This window comes from Paenibacillus sp. CECT 9249 (assembly GCF_918697855.1).
Lineage (GTDB): Bacteria > Bacillota > Bacilli > Paenibacillales > Paenibacillaceae > MSJ-34.
Map to the genome: position 1 here is coordinate 13,165 of NZ_CAKKLI010000060.1, position 14,472 is coordinate 27,636.

17 protein-coding genes and 1 pseudogene are annotated in these 14,472 nt (G+C 45.3%); 16 read left to right on the forward strand and 2 right to left on the reverse strand.

Features of this window, described 5'->3' with window-relative positions; all coding sequences use genetic code 11:
* The first annotated feature begins 8 nt into the window (after window positions 1-8).
* From LQ229_RS27390 to LQ229_RS24405, 5 genes are all read left to right on the forward strand, one after another.
* Complete coding sequence (locus LQ229_RS27390) at window positions 9-221, forward strand: VanZ family protein (protein WP_216541296.1); 213 nt, start codon at window positions 9-11, stop codon at window positions 219-221.
* Window positions 205-729 carry a hypothetical protein gene (locus LQ229_RS24390; protein WP_216541295.1) on the forward strand — a complete coding sequence of 175 codons (525 nt, stop codon included), beginning with the start codon at window positions 205-207 and terminating at the stop codon, window positions 727-729. Before LQ229_RS27390 ends, LQ229_RS24390 begins: the two co-directional genes overlap by 17 nt.
* Before the next feature lie 1,102 nt (window positions 730-1,831).
* Window positions 1,832-2,743, forward strand: coding sequence for a DUF1259 domain-containing protein (locus LQ229_RS24395; RefSeq protein WP_230193155.1), 912 nt, complete (start codon window positions 1,832-1,834; stop codon window positions 2,741-2,743).
* A 166-nt stretch (window positions 2,744-2,909) separates the two neighbouring features.
* On the forward strand, window positions 2,910-3,617 hold the full coding sequence (locus LQ229_RS24400; RefSeq protein WP_230193156.1) for a hypothetical protein: 708 nt from the start codon (window positions 2,910-2,912) through the stop codon (window positions 3,615-3,617).
* An 86-nt stretch (window positions 3,618-3,703) separates the two neighbouring features.
* Window positions 3,704-3,946: a hypothetical protein gene (locus tag LQ229_RS24405; RefSeq protein ID WP_230193157.1), complete on the forward strand. Its 243-nt coding sequence runs from the start codon at window positions 3,704-3,706 to the stop codon at window positions 3,944-3,946.
* 112 nt (window positions 3,947-4,058) lie between these two features.
* Here LQ229_RS24405 and LQ229_RS24410 read toward each other — a convergent pair.
* Together LQ229_RS24410 and LQ229_RS24415 are read right to left on the reverse strand one after the other, a co-directional pair.
* Window positions 4,059-4,235, reverse strand: a pseudogene (locus tag LQ229_RS24410) (arsenic resistance protein); the annotation flags it as partial.
* Window positions 4,236-4,304: 69 nt separating this feature from the next.
* Window positions 4,305-4,823 carry a hypothetical protein gene (locus tag LQ229_RS24415; protein WP_230193158.1) on the reverse strand — a complete coding sequence of 173 codons (519 nt, stop codon included), beginning with the start codon at window positions 4,821-4,823 and terminating at the stop codon, window positions 4,305-4,307.
* Between the two features lie 158 nt (window positions 4,824-4,981).
* On the opposite strand from LQ229_RS24415, the gene LQ229_RS24420 reads away from it, so the two are divergent.
* The 11 genes from LQ229_RS24420 (at window position 4,982) to LQ229_RS24470 (ending at window position 14,424) form a co-directional block, all read left to right on the forward strand.
* A complete protein-coding gene (locus LQ229_RS24420; RefSeq protein ID WP_230193159.1) occupies window positions 4,982-5,557 on the forward strand; it encodes a sigma-70 family RNA polymerase sigma factor in 576 nt (191 codons plus the stop codon).
* The gene (locus LQ229_RS24425; RefSeq protein WP_230193160.1) at window positions 5,547-6,401 is read left to right on the forward strand and encodes a hypothetical protein; all 855 of its coding nucleotides are present in this window, start codon (window positions 5,547-5,549) and stop codon (window positions 6,399-6,401) included. The genes LQ229_RS24420 and LQ229_RS24425 overlap by 11 nt, the downstream gene beginning before the upstream one ends.
* On the forward strand, window positions 6,376-7,248 hold the full coding sequence (locus LQ229_RS24430; protein WP_230193161.1) for a sugar ABC transporter permease: 873 nt from the start codon (window positions 6,376-6,378) through the stop codon (window positions 7,246-7,248). The genes LQ229_RS24425 and LQ229_RS24430 overlap by 26 nt, the downstream gene beginning before the upstream one ends.
* A 13-nt stretch (window positions 7,249-7,261) precedes the next feature.
* Window positions 7,262-8,140, forward strand: a complete 879-nt coding sequence (locus tag LQ229_RS24435; RefSeq protein ID WP_230193162.1) for a carbohydrate ABC transporter permease — start codon at window positions 7,262-7,264, stop codon at window positions 8,138-8,140.
* A 20-nt stretch (window positions 8,141-8,160) separates the two neighbouring features.
* Window positions 8,161-9,321, forward strand: a complete 1,161-nt coding sequence (locus tag LQ229_RS24440) for a biotin/lipoyl-binding protein (protein WP_230193163.1) — start codon at window positions 8,161-8,163, stop codon at window positions 9,319-9,321.
* A gap of 49 nt (window positions 9,322-9,370) precedes the next feature.
* Window positions 9,371-10,693, forward strand: a complete 1,323-nt coding sequence (locus tag LQ229_RS24445; RefSeq protein WP_230193164.1) for an ABC transporter substrate-binding protein — start codon at window positions 9,371-9,373, stop codon at window positions 10,691-10,693.
* Between the two features lie 39 nt (window positions 10,694-10,732).
* The gene (locus tag LQ229_RS24450) at window positions 10,733-11,368 is read left to right on the forward strand and encodes a hypothetical protein (RefSeq protein ID WP_230193165.1); all 636 of its coding nucleotides are present in this window, start codon (window positions 10,733-10,735) and stop codon (window positions 11,366-11,368) included.
* A 116-nt stretch (window positions 11,369-11,484) separates the two neighbouring features.
* Entirely contained in the window at window positions 11,485-12,246 is a 762-nt protein-coding gene (locus LQ229_RS24455) for a MerR family transcriptional regulator (protein ID WP_230193166.1), read from the forward strand.
* Between the two features lie 65 nt (window positions 12,247-12,311).
* Window positions 12,312-13,046, forward strand: a complete 735-nt coding sequence (locus tag LQ229_RS24460; RefSeq protein WP_230193167.1) for an ABC transporter ATP-binding protein — start codon at window positions 12,312-12,314, stop codon at window positions 13,044-13,046.
* On the forward strand, window positions 13,033-13,776 hold the full coding sequence (locus LQ229_RS24465; RefSeq protein ID WP_230193168.1) for an ABC transporter permease: 744 nt from the start codon (window positions 13,033-13,035) through the stop codon (window positions 13,774-13,776). The genes LQ229_RS24460 and LQ229_RS24465 overlap by 14 nt, the downstream gene beginning before the upstream one ends.
* A 45-nt stretch (window positions 13,777-13,821) precedes the next feature.
* Complete coding sequence (locus tag LQ229_RS24470) at window positions 13,822-14,424, forward strand: hypothetical protein (RefSeq protein WP_230193169.1); 603 nt, start codon at window positions 13,822-13,824, stop codon at window positions 14,422-14,424.
* The last annotated feature ends 48 nt before the right edge of the window (window positions 14,425-14,472 follow it).

Below are 14,472 nucleotides of genomic sequence, written 5' to 3' on the forward strand. Positions count from 1 at the left end.
TACAGGAATTGAAGCAGCAAATAGTGATTGTACTTGGCCTGCTTACCACTCTAACCATTGAATTGTTGCAGCGATACGTTTTCTACCGTATATTCGACATGGATGACATCATCTTGAATATAATTGGAGTAGTTATTGGCTATTTTACATACTTGTTAGCCAAACTAATTATCACGAAGAAAAAACATCAAGGAGTGAATCATAATGCATCGAATAAATAAAATAATACCGGGAATTGTCATGACATTATTCACTGTGCTGATATGTGGAACGATTGTTCAAGCAGCAGTTAACAAGGAATCACATTTGCCTTCGGATGAATGGAAAGTACCGGAAGCTAGAGTACAACAGATTTTCAACCAGGGGCCGGCAACAGGAATAATCGATATCATAAATGTCACATTGAATGATATCGATCCGATCAACATGTATCAAGAGGTTGGATCCGATCGAATTACAAAAGTAGTTCTGGGTACATCTAAAGAAAATTCCTCAGAGTATGTGTTTGCGATCATTAGCAGTAATAAGGAGGATAAGGAACCGAGCGAGGCCATCGTACATGTCCTGCCGCATACCGTAGGAAGCAACCTCCGTATCGTTGGTGTTGGTTCGGGAAAGGATTTTTTCCTTCAGAATCAAGAGGGAAATGAAATGGTATACCGTATCGATTGGAACTCAAAAGAATACCCTGTGTCTTTTCTCAAAAGTTGTGCAAAGCGTTGTGGTTGAACACTTTAAAGATACAGACTTGCCCAGCCTGTGAAAGAGGCTGGGTTTATTTTTTTCGTCACACTTTCAACCAATCCTTGGATCGGGGAACGCTTCCGGAAAAGTTTGACGAATACAGGAAGAACCCTCTTAGCCTATATTCAACGGGAAAAACGTACAGTTTCCTATTGTCGTAAGAAATCAGGAACTCGAAGGGATAGGAACCATCTATCTAACCACCAAAGATTGTGGCTTGACATAAGGTATATGATGAGTCTTATGACAAGCTGAAAAGCCCAAATAAACAAGAAAAGAAAATAAGAACATTATATTAAGAATCGTCAAATATGGTAATCGCACAAAACGCAGGCCAAAGTTACTTCACAGCACCCGAAAGTGATTGGGGGGAAACTCGGTTGGAAATGAACAATATCGAGTAAGCATGCTTTGAGGTATAATTTTCCACAAGTCGGTGGTGTTTCATTACATTTCAAAACATATGGCGAGAACGATCAGGTTACATTCTTTCACTTTTTCTTGCTTAGAAAGTAAAACAACCAGATTAATAATAAAAATATTATTACAGTTGAATATGATACATTAGTGTTTGTAAAACGATTCATGTACCATAAGAAAATAAGTAATAGGGCTGCTCCTACATGGCCATAAATTAATTTGTTTTTTATCCTTTTCCTCAAAAATAAGGCCAGTAGGATCATTAAAACGCTGATTGTCACTGAAATTAAATATGTGTCTGAAGATAGATCTAATAAAGGTACGCCTATAAATGAAAGTACAAGAATTATAACAATGAGACCCTTTTGGTTCTTCTTAAAAGACTATGAACGAGTCGGGCTTTCCTTCCCTTGGCTTGCTGGACTCGGAGTACACCTTCTTCCGGTAAAAAATCGGTGGCACTGATCGCTCATAAAAATAGAACGTGACGTTTGCCATTGTCGTCATCGTCATCCTTGTAATTTATCGAGCGTTTTCCGAATGGTTAGTCGTGCGATTCATTCCTTCTTTGTATGATGCCAAAATTACACGGGTATACTTTCTTTGAGTCATGTTTCTTACAAAAAGGATTGCGCTGAACCAGTTGTAAAGAATCCTGGAGGTGAAAATGAAAAAACTAACTCTAATTATGCTGCTGATTACGGTCGTTTTGGTGCAACTGGTTGCCTGGCCGGTTGATAAGATCCTCGCTGAAGAGAAGGACATCGAAAAACACCCCGACTGGAAAACGCTTGAACAAATTTTCGGTCGAAAAGGTACGGTGCAAGACGGTGTATTCAAGGTTACATTGCCTCGGTCCGATTTAAAAGTAAAAGTCGGTGAAGTCATGATCGAGCCGGGTCTTGCTCTTACAGGCTGGCTCGCCTTCAAGCCACACGGAAACGAAACGATGATGATGGGCGATCTCGTTCTGCTTGATACGGAAGTGCCTCCGGTTATCTCAAAACTAAGCAGCAGCGGCATTGACATAACGGCTTTGCATAATCATCTTATTAACGAAATACCTAGCGTTATGTATTTGCATGTTGAAGGGCACGGCAAACCTACGAAGCTTGCCGAGAACGTGAAGACGGCTCTAGCTAAGACAGGTACTCCCCTTACTCAGCCTTCTGGCATTCCACAACCTTCTACTTTCGATTGGTCTAAAGTTGAAGCCATTATGGGTCGGAAGGGACACCGCAGTGGGAATCTTCTACAGTTCAACATTTCGCGCGCGGAAACGATAACAGAAAATAATGTGGTAATCCCTCCATTTATGGGGGTAGCATCACCAATCAATTTTCAAGCGGTCGGAAAGAAGGCAGCAACGGCGGGAGATTTCGTCCTTTTGGCAAGCGAAGTGAATCCGGTGGTTCGTGCTTTGGAAGAACACGGTCTAACCGTCACGGCAATACACAATCACATGTTGTTTGAATCTCCGCGGCTGTTCTTCCTGCATTTCTGGGGATATGACAATCTCGAAAAATTGGCTCGGGGTCTGAAAGCGGCACTGGAAAAAACGAATCATGTAAAAGAATAATGAAAGAAATACGCTCCACAGCCGATAAACCAGCTCGTGGAGCTTTTTTATGTCTTCGTTTCGAAACATATTGTACCACTAACCAATATATGGTATTGTGTTGTTTAGAATTTTTTTGGATATAAGCAAACTATAAAGAAATCTGTAAGAAAAAAGGAGAAATCTTATGGCGCGTATTGATGAAATTGAGTCTGATGTATTTCGTCTTTCAATTTTCTCAACGGAATCCGGATTCCAGTACAATGCATTTTTAGTCCGAGACGAGGAGCCTCTTTTGTACCATACAGGCCCTAAATCACTTTTTTCTCAGTTAAGTCAAACAGTTGCTAGCCTAATTGATCTTAAACAATTGCGCTGGATTAGTTACAGTCATTTCGAGTCAGACGAATGTGGCGCACTCAATGAATGGCTCACCATTGCACCTCAAGCTGAAGCTGCGACCGGGATTGTTGGGGCGGCGGTAAACGGGGAGTTCTCTATCAGACCGATTCGTTCGCTTCAGGATAACGAGGTATTCAGTACGGGGAAGAAAAGCTTTCGTTACTTGCGCACACCCCATCTCCCGCATGGTTGGGATGCAGGATTGCTATTTGAAGAGACCACCCGGACTCTCTTCACTTCTGATTTGTTCCATCAAAACGGTGATGTGGAACCAGTCACTGAGGCTAGTGTAATTGATCGGTTTAAAGAAGTGTTGCAAAATTCACAAGGTCCATTTTCCAACTATATTCCCTATACCTTGCACACAGAGCAGATGCTCCGTAAACTAGCAGATCTAGAACCTAAAACGCTTGCAGTGATGCACGGCTCTTCTTATAAAGGTGACGGTAAGAGTGCTATTGAAGAACTCATTAAAGTAATGAAAGAAATGTAAGAAGGCTGACATGTTTCTTGAACTAACGGAACACGACAGTGAAATTGATAAAATAACCGATTCGGATGACCGAAGGATGTGTCCGTATGAGTAACATTGATAAACGAAAGAGACTCGATGAAGAAATATTCACTTATCAAACAACTAAGGACAACAAAGTCTTTATTTACTGGATGGGTAAGCAAGTCAAAATTCTTTCCGGAAAGGCGAGTGATACATTTTTAAAAGCAATAGAAGGAAAGGATCATCATGAGACACAGTTAGCAATGGCTAAGATTACCGGAAACTTTAAACGTGGCAATGAGAAGGATAATAAGGCAAAAAAGTGAATTTGTTAGCTGACTCCGGTGACTCTGTCATCGCTTAACACAAGATTCACGCACAAGTTAGTGTCAACTCAGTGGTACCAGTGAAGCTGACACCACCCGCAATGCAGTTGGTTCATTTTTGTTTTTCCGTACTACCGTCCGTCCCTCGTAAAAGTACCTTCGGAACAAGCCGAATATAGAATAGTTCCCCAATAAGTTCTACAATGGTTTGCGTTACGATGACAGCAGACACTGCCTGATTCAGAGGTTCAGGCAGCGCCAGCGCAAAAGGAAGAACAACAAGAGAGTTAATGTCTGTTAAGGTACCTGTAAACGTATACGTATGAGACATTACTTGATCTCCTCTGCGTAGAGTGAATTAATTAATTTTAATACTATTATATATGGAGTGAATAAGTTCTTTGTTATTTTCGAAGTAATCTTCTGGAATTTCCATAGTTACCTCTAAAACATGCTCATCAGTCTCGACGAAAGCCAGTAAAATGACGCTTTTTGGTTCTGATTCGTCCCTTACTACATAATCTTTCGTACTCACATGAAAGACCATGAGATTTAACTTGTTTTTTAATTTCTCTTCTGAGCTAAGTTCAAATAAGCCTTTGTATGTATTACTTTCTTCATTGTAGAATTTACTTTTATATGTCTCTTTTGGAAATGTATAAATGTAAAAGATACTAGTAGGTGGCTTAGGTAGATTAAGGCTGTATGTTATATTATCATTACTTTCATAAACAGGTTCTCCCCATTCGGCAGGAATCTTAAATGATATTCCCGAGAATTCCTTTTGCGGTAATTCAATCCCTGAGCTACACCCTGCCAACCCTGTTGTCATTGTCACAATACACAAGAAAAAGACAATAAAAGACTTCATTTTCACGTTAATCCCTCTCAATCCATGATTTTATAATATAAAAAACTATTATAACACAAAGGTGAGTTGTTTAATATTACCAAAAAATTTTATCCATAAATCGAACCTTTTCGAATGAACGAGGCAATATAGATTGTAAGCTTACGAAGGAGGGCCCTTTTTTCGTGAAAGACATCAACATAGCGTATTGGATTGAACGGATGAAGGAGGGGGATCCATCTGCATTTCGAGTGATTTATGAATGGTCATTCCCCGAAATCTACCGCTCTGTAGTGTTTCTGATGACTGAAAAAAATGAAATAGAAGATGTAATGAACGAGATTTATTTTCAACTGTGGCGGTCCATCGCCAATTACGATGCGAATCGTCCCTTCCGATTCTGGATGCATGGCATTGTCTTGAAGCAAGTACAGAAGTGGAGAACCAAAAGCTGGAGGAGGTTCCGAATCTTCGAGAAGAAGCGGCTCTTGGAGGTGGAAGAGCATAGTTTCTCGGATCGTCAGGTTCTTGAGGTCGAGACCCATCAGGAGATGCTGGCCATCGTGCATCAGTTATCCTACAAACTTCGCACGGTGATTATTCTGCGCTATTATCACGACTATACATTCGATGAAATCGCTGAATTGCTGAACATACCCGTAGGCACGGTCAAATCCAGACATCACGCAGCACTGGGGAAGCTTCGCGAGCTTAGCCCATATCGTGAGCCAGGAAAGGAGAAAGAACTTTATGTCCATTGAACAACAACTGCGCGATAAGCTGCAGGATTGTGCGGAAGCAATGGAAATTCCATCCGAAATGCAGGAGCGCATTGAAGAAGTTTCTTACGAACGTTATCGCAATGATAAATATAAGGCAAAAACAAAGCCGAAAGTTCGCATGGTTGCATGTGTGCTTGCGGTTATACTTCTCGCGCCGGTTGTTATTTATACCGGGCCTGCCGTAGCGGCGCAGATTCGGGCCTTGCTCAATCTATCCGGGACGGAAGATGTACGCACCTTCGTCACCAAAGATGAGGATTCGAATTATATCACTACGAACTTATATGCGGATGAGATTAGCGGCAATAAGACGGCGCAAGAAATTCTTGCGCGCATTTACCGCGGGTTCCCTGAGACGAAGGACTTCGACATCGCGAGCGCACAAATTGCCAAAGGAATCAATGGAGGAGAGCAGTTCCATCGATTTCATATCATTCTGATGGAGAAAGGAAAGACATTCGAGGAGCCGCATAAAGAGGTTGTAGCCAATGTCGATGCGGAGACGGGACAGATTCATTATGTTCAAACGTTTGGTTTAGAGCCATTTGCTCCGCATGCTTCGAATTTGCAGGATTCGGAAGCGATCGCTCTGGCCAATGCATTCTTGAAGCAATTGGATGTTCGTTCCGATGAATATCTGCCTGAAGTGGCGGGAGCCCATGCTGATGAAGCGTCGGGAAAAGGCCAATCCATTGTCATCTACAAGCGTGCGGAGGATGGCAAGGAGATGTTCCAAGTGAATCTTCAAGAAGGAAGTACAAGTGTTGCATTCTTCTCTTCGGAGAAGCCGGGAAGCCATGATGCGGAATCGTCTCAGCCGTAGAGAAGGTATGGTGGCCGTAACGTTCTTGTTGCCGAGCGCTATTGGCTTTGCCTTATTCTATCTCATTCCGTTCGGGATGGGGCTTGTCTACTCGGTATTGGACCGGACGGTGGGCGGTTCGTTTGTTGGACTATCGAATTATCAGGAACTGCTGAGCAGCGATTCCTTTCGCAAAGCCGCCTCGAATACGTTCTGGTTCACGGCCGTGAATGTCCCGCTGATGCTTATGCTGTCACTTGGAATCGCGCTCGTGCTGAACCGGAATCTCTATCTGCGTCAATTTCTTCGGATGGCTTATGTCCTGCCGTTGGTTGTGCCCGTAGCCTCCGTCGTGATGGTGTGGCAAGTGCTTTTTGATTGGAATGGATCGCTTAACGCCTGGATGCACGCTGCCGGGCTTGAACAGATAGACTGGATGAAATCGGCCTGGGCGCGAGGGGTGATCTCCGTGTTCTACCTATGGAAACATATCGGCTACAATATCATCTTATTCCTTGCAGGGCTGCAAGGCATCCCGCGAGATTACTATGAGACGGCTGAATTGGAGGGGGCGGGCAAATGGCGTCAATGTTACGGAATTACCCTTGTCTATTTGACGCCGACGATGGTCTTCGTCGTCCTGATGTCGATCATGAATACGTTCAAAATATTTCGTGAAACGTACCTGATCGCAGGGGATTATCCGCATGACAGCATCTATACGCTTCAGCATTTTATGAACAATATGTTCCTCGCGATGGATGTACAGAAGCTGTCTGCGGCTGCGACGCTTATGGTGATAGGCATCTTTATTATCGTGGCTATGCTGCTTCGGCTAGAGAAGCGATATACGCAATTTATGGAATGATGCGGGAGGAAGAATGAAGAAGAGGGGTTTCATTCGGAACCTGGCGGTCACGCTGGTAATGGCTTGGATCGGGCTCATGATGCTTTTCCCTATTGTGATTACTTTCACAAATTCGCTCATGACGGAGCATGAAATTCGCGGCAATTACGAGCTGGTAGGTAAAATGCCGGTCGCTGCGCAAGGGGAGCCTCCTGCATTCGTGAATCTGAAGCTTATCCCGGATTGGCTGTCCTTCGAGCAGTACAGGAACGTATTGCTGCAGACGCCGACGTATTTGTTCATGTTATGGAATTCCGTCGCGATGGTCGTGGCGATCATTGCGGGACAGACGGTAGTAAGCGCACTGGCAGCGTACGCCTTTGCCAAGCTCCGGTTCAAGGGGAGAGAAGGCTGGTTTCGGGTGTACTTAATGACGATGCTCATGCCTTTCCAAGTGACCTTGGTTCCGAATTATATTATTGCTGACAAGTTGGGATTGATGAACACGGCTAGCGCGATCATTTTGCCGGGGATATTCGCGGCCTTCGGTGTGTTCATGCTGAGACAATTTATGCTATCGATTCCGTATGCGCTGGTTGAAGCGGCTCAGATGGATGGTGCCGGTCATTACCGCATTTTTTATCGGATTATGCTGCCTTTGATGAAGCCGGGGATTGCGGCGCTGATCGTCTTGCTCTTCGTCGATTATTGGAATATGGTCGAGCAGCCGTTGATTTTCTTGGAGGATGCATTCAAGCAGCCATTATCGCTTTATCTATCTAGAATTCATAAGGAAGCCCAAGGCATCGGCTTTGCCGCATCGCTGATCTATATGACGCCAATGGTTCTCCTGTTTTTATATGCGGAGTCTTATTTTATCGAAGGGATTCAAATGTCGGGGATCAAAGGGTAGCTCAGGAGAGGAGGGATAGGATGGCTACAGGGTTTACAGAAGCGCCGGATGCAAGAAAAAAACGAAACATAGCGTGGCTCTCCGGTCTGTTCTTCAGCTTGCTCCTGTTCCTTACTCTGGCGAGCAATACATTGCTGACGTTGCATCTGCCGAAGGTACGAACAGAACCAGGGAGGGAAGGAGCGTTAGTAACCACGTGGCGTGGCACGGCCAGGCTGATGCCTCGGCAACATATCGAATTATCGAACAAGGCGGAATGGTCGGTTCGGAAGGTTCATGTGAAAGAGGGGGATCGCGTGGCGAAGGGGCAAACGTTAATCACCTATGAGAATCCTGCTGCCGAGCAGGAAATCCTGGATGTACAGGCGAGTCTTGCAGGACAGCGGCTAACGTTAGTTGACTTGCAAGATGATTATATTGAAGCCGTACAAAATGACGACGAGATGCAGGCGCGCCGCTCGAAGCGGGAGTTAGAACGTGCGCGATTAGCCATTGGCGTGCAGGAGCGTAAATTGAGCACAATGCGGTCGGAGGCGAATGATCGCAGACGCATGATCGCGCCTTTTGACGGTGTTGTGACACAGGTACGTGCGACGCCGCAGCTGCCGTCGGGAAGCGGCGGGCCGGATATCAGCTTGGCGAATACGCAGCAAGGCTATCAATTCGAGATGATCATTCCGGATGCCATGGGCCTGAAATTGCGTATCGAGGAGAAGATGAACGTTGAAATCGAACATGAGGGAGCTAGAGTTCCGGTTGAAGGGATCATTGCCGACATTCGTCCGGTGACAGGCGTTGACGGAGGGACTCCCCTCCAAGAGGGAGCGGGAGGGAGTGCATCTCAGACGGCATCGGGTCAACGGGTCGTTGTGAAGATCCAACATCCGAATGTTCAAGCGAATGACCTTGTGAGCGTGGAATTGACACAATCGGAGAAGACGGATGGAGGCATGCTCGTCTTGAACCAAGCGATTCATCGGGAAGGGAAGAACAGCTATGTGCTTGTTATCGAAGAGCGTTCAGGCCCGCTGGGCAATACCTTTATTGTTCGCAAGGCTCCCGTCCGATTAGGGGGAACGAATGGCCAAGAAACCCTGGTGTTGCAAGGGGTATCCATGAAAGACCGCATCATTGTCGAGAGCAGCGAGCCGTTAGTAGAAGGTCAACGCGTAAGGGTCTAATGCGCTTGGGCCGCATCGATCCCATAGAGAATGTAGAGGAGAGGTTAGGATGAAAAAAAGTGGTGTACTTGGTTTGATCGTGGCGATAACGATGACGTTGGCAGCATGCGCCGGCGGACAGGCCGGCGAGGCGAAGCAAGAAGGACAGCAGGAACAAAACGGGAAGAAAATCGTTGTCTTATCCGTATTCCAAGCGGATCCTATGTATTCCCTGGCAGAGAAAAAGTATGAAGGGCAACATCCCGATGTGGATATTCAAATCAAGGAATACAGCCAAGGGGAAGGATCCGATCATGAAGGTGATCTTGAGAAATATGTGAAGACCGCCAATACCGAGCTATTGTCCGGGAAAGGGGCCGATTTGATTGCCCTGGATGTGAGCGGTCTGCAGGTTGGGAAATACATAGACAAGCAAGCACTTGTGAACTTGAGCGATTTGATGAAGGAGGACCCTTCTTTTGATTCCGGTTCATATGAGATGAACATCCTGGACGGGGCCAAGATGAAAGGGGGGCTCTATTCGCTGCCTCTGCGGTTCTTCTTGGACGGTCTTATGGGCGATGCCAAGGCAATTCAGCAATCCGGCGTAACATTCGATGACAGCACCTGGACATGGGGGGAGTTCATCGCAGCAGGCAAACGTTTGGCGGCAGCCGGCGGACATACGTATTCGCTGGGGAATACGCCGCCTGAGCTGATGTTGAACACTCTGTTCGTCGACAACTATACTCGCATTGTCCGTGAAGAGAAGCGCCCTGTAAGCTTCGATGTCAATGCATTCGTTGGACTGATGGAGCAAGTGAAGACGATGTATGCGGAGAAGGTGGTTACGGATGCGGAAGTTAGCGCAGGAGATTCTTTTTTTGCACCTTCTTTGATCCTGTCTCCTGAAGATTATTTCGAAGGGCCAGGGCTCTTTTATGAGCAAGGAAGGATCTATCGCAAGCCGCTCGCGTCTGGGCAGCAGGCTGGAGGCACCTTCGTGATGCATAAGGAATTAGGGTTAAATCGGAATTCGAAAGTGCAGGCGGAAGCGTGGGATTTTATGAAGTTCTTATTGTCCGAGGAAGTACAGACGATGCCTGGCCTGCAAGGATTCTCTGTCAATAAAAAGGTGAACGAGAAGTCGTTCAAGGATCTTGCGGACAAAGGCGCTATCGAGTTGCCAACGGGATCCTCGATCCCGATTCGGAAGACAGACATCGACATGATCAAACAGATGCTGGCCGATGCGGCCACGCCGCAAAAGAACGAGTCGAAGATTCAAGCGATTATCGAAGAAGAAGCGAAGGCTTATTATAGCGGTCAAAAATCGGCCCAAGCGGTTGCGGAATTGGTCGCAAACCGTGTGACGACCTATCTTAACGAGTAGACGGCAAATTCAAATCCGAAAAGAAAGGAATGATTCAAGGTGAAAAAATGGACCGTTGTATGTTTGATAACCGCCGTTATCGCAGCAAGCATAGCTGCTTGCAGTTTCCCAGGCAGCAAAGAGAAGGATGCTGGGGAGAACAGGACCGTATTGACTGCGCAGCAGGAACAACAGCAACAAGGTCAAGAAGATAAAGATACTAACGATAAGGAAAATGAGGCTGCTGAGCCAGGAACGATCAAAGTGTTCTCGAACATGATGTCGCTGAAGCTTCCACAGGGATTAGAGGTGCAATCGAATGAGACATCGAACGCGAAGCTTGTCTATACGGATAGCCATAAAAAAGTGAAGCTCGAGATGAAGCATGATCCGGAGCAAACGATGAGCGATGCTGGAATCGATGGGGCACGATTGAAGATGAAGTCGATCTTGGAACAAGACAGTGAAGGAGAAGAGCTGGAGTGGTTGAAGGATGAGACGCAACTCGTTCATGGGAAGCACATTGCGATCAATGAAGTCATCATCCCTTCCAAGAAGGGGGATGACACTTATCATTTCGTGGCTTGGGCAGAGTTAGACGGCGCACTTCTTGAAATTGATTTTACTGCTCCGGCTAATGAGAGGAGTGAATGGCAGGAGGCCGTTCATGAGATGGTGAAGTCGATTCAGATGTAGCATATTGGATCGTTAAGATATCCAGTCCGTGTTTTCATTAGTTCTAATCATAACCCTCCACTATAACACCAGACTTACAAGTGATGATATAGTGTAGGGATGAGGTGATAGAATTCATGAATACGTATAAAACAGCAGAAATAGCGCACAGCTTTGGAATCCACCCTAACACTGTGCGGCTTTATGAGGAACTTGGACTTATTCCAAAAGCGGAACGGAAAGCGAATGGTTATCGTGTTTTTACAGATTTCCATGTGGAGCAGCTTAAATTTGCGAGAACGGCTCTAAAAGTCGAGGTTTTGCAAAACGGTCTGCGAAAACAAGCATTTGATATTATTAAGACCTCGTCTGCGGGAAATTTTGACCAAGCTATTCATCTGACGGAGCGATATTACCAACAAATAAAAAGAGAACAAAGAAACGCCGAAGAAGCGATAGCGATTACAGAAAAGCTGTTGTCAGGTGAAAACCAGGAATTGAGCAACGCTATTTTAACCAGAAAAGAAACGGCTGACCTTCTGCAAATCTCAATAGACGCCTTAAGAAATTGGGAAATGAATGGTTTATTAATTGTGAAACGAAAACAAAATGGTTATCGTGTTTATTCCGATGACGAGATCAGGCGGCTGAAAATTATACGTTCTTTACGTTGTGCAAATTATTCCCTTGCAGCAATCTTGCGGATGCTGAATGCTTTATCCAGTGATCCAAAAGCGGACATACGAGAAGCCATTGATACACCCGAAGAAAATGATGACATCATCTCCGTATGCGATAAACTGCTCACATCACTGCAATACGCTGGGAAAAACGCTCGAATGATGCTCGCTCACCTTGAGGAAATGAAAAAGCAATTTGCAACAAACCCTACACTTTAACACCAGACATTACTCTGGTGTTATTTTATTTATGCAAAGAGAGAGTTTAGGAGGGATTTGATAACGTGGAAACAACGATCAAGGTAGAAAACTTGAGCAAGTCATACGCCAACGTCAAAGCAGTTGATCATCTCAATCTATCGATTTGTCGTGGTGAAGTGTTCGGCTTGCTGGGCGCAAACGGTGCAGGCAAAAGCACCGCCATTGAGTGTATATTGGGCACCAAAAAACAGGACAGCGGTACGGTGTCCGTATTGGGAATGGATCCGCACAAAGAACGAAAAAAACTGTTTGAGAAGGTCGGAGTTCAATTTCAAGAAGCCAGCTACCAAGAGAAAATAAGAGTGGCGGAACTTTGTGAGGTCACTGCATCCCTATACCAAACCGCTACGGACTATACGTGCTTGTTAAAACAGTATGGGCTTTCCGACAAGTTGAAAAGCCATGTAAGCGAACTTTCGGGAGGACAGAAGCAACGACTGTTCATCGTTCTTGCGTTAATTCCAAATCCCGAGGTTGTTTTTTTAGACGAGTTGACTACCGGGCTTGATGCGAGAGCAAGACGGGATGTGTGGAAAAGTCTTTCCGACTTAAAAGCTAAAGGGTTAACCATTCTGTTAACCTCTCACTTCATGGACGAGGTGGAAGCTCTCTGTGACAAAATCATGATTCTGAAACAAGGGAAAAGCATTTTTAACGGGACAGTGCAAGAAGCGGTTGCGGCCAGCCCTCATGAGAAATTTGAGGATGCATATCTCTGGTATACAGACGAGGAGGAAAAAGAATATGAGAGCATTTAGGGCGCTGCTCAAAACAGAGTGCAAACTGTCGTTGCGCGGGATGGACATGTTCATCTTTGCGATCTGCATGCCTGTCGTCACGGTGATTATTTTAGGGGCGGTATTCGGAGATAGGCCGGCTTTCGATGGCGCAGCTTATACCTTCCTGGAACAATCCTTTGGAGCGGTGGCGACAATTGCGATATGCGCCGGGGGAGTGATGGGCCTTCCTTTGGTGGTATCCGATTACCGAAGCAGGAGGATACTAAAACGCTTTAAGGTAACGCCGACCAGTCCGGCCCTTATCCTAGCCGTACAAGTTATCATTTATGCGATTTATTCCATTGCTTCGCTTATCCTTGTTTATTTGACTGCAACCATTTTCTTTGGTTATCAATTTTTTGGCTCATGGCTGCAATTTTCAGGCGCATACTTATTGGTCATGCTGTCCATGTTTAGCATAGGACTGCTGGTGGGGGGGCTGGCGCCAAACATGAAAACAGCAAGCGCTGTAGCCAGCCTGCTATATTTTCCAATGCTCATTTTTTCTGGCGCTACCTTGCCTTATGAGGTTATGCCTGCGGCGCTTCAAAAAGTGGCCGATATATTGCCGCTGACACAGGGCATTAAGATGTTGAAAGCCACTTCACTTGGCATGCCAATGGATGGTGTCATCATTCCTGTAGTTGTGATGATTGCACTTACAGTGATATGTATGATTCTGTCTCTTCGCTTTTTCAAATGGGAATAATTCGCTGACCGTAAAGATTAAATGCGCGCTTATAAGGTCCTTCCTATGGCAGTAATGCGATCGTGGATTAACGGGGAAAACCGGGGGGACGTATCCGCTAATCGCTATTACCCGACAATGATATTTGAGTTAGCGTCAAACATTGTGCAAAAAATCGAGCTCACCAATCAAGGCGTAAATTCAGGTCCTTATGATCAGAAGCCCTTAAGTTATAACGATCTGAAGATTGGCGATATACAAATCGGCGATACGAGCGATAGCATGATTGACCGATATGGCGATCCTAGTAAAAAAACGACCGTGCATGGCATTGGAGATCCGGAATGGATTTTTGAAAAATACGGGATCACCGTTTTTCTTGATCCGGTTTGGGCAATCCGGGTAACAAGTCCATTTTCGGGGAGCACTCCTAGAGGGATTCGAATCGGGAGCATAGGGGACGAAGTTAGAAAGGCTTATCCGGATAGTTTTCTAGATTCCGATTTTAATCGCATAGTACAAAATTCGACCGATGGCGTCTATCAACTCGTATTTTCTCTGAAAAACGGAGCGGTGAGCGCAATTTTCTTACAAATCCCCCATGGCCTGACGACCATCGCCATAAATGAAAATAGAGTTGCAAACTGTATCCGTTTTTGGGGTAATTAATATGGGCAGATCATAGGTCGAAAGCTTTTTGGTGTATCAATACCGTAC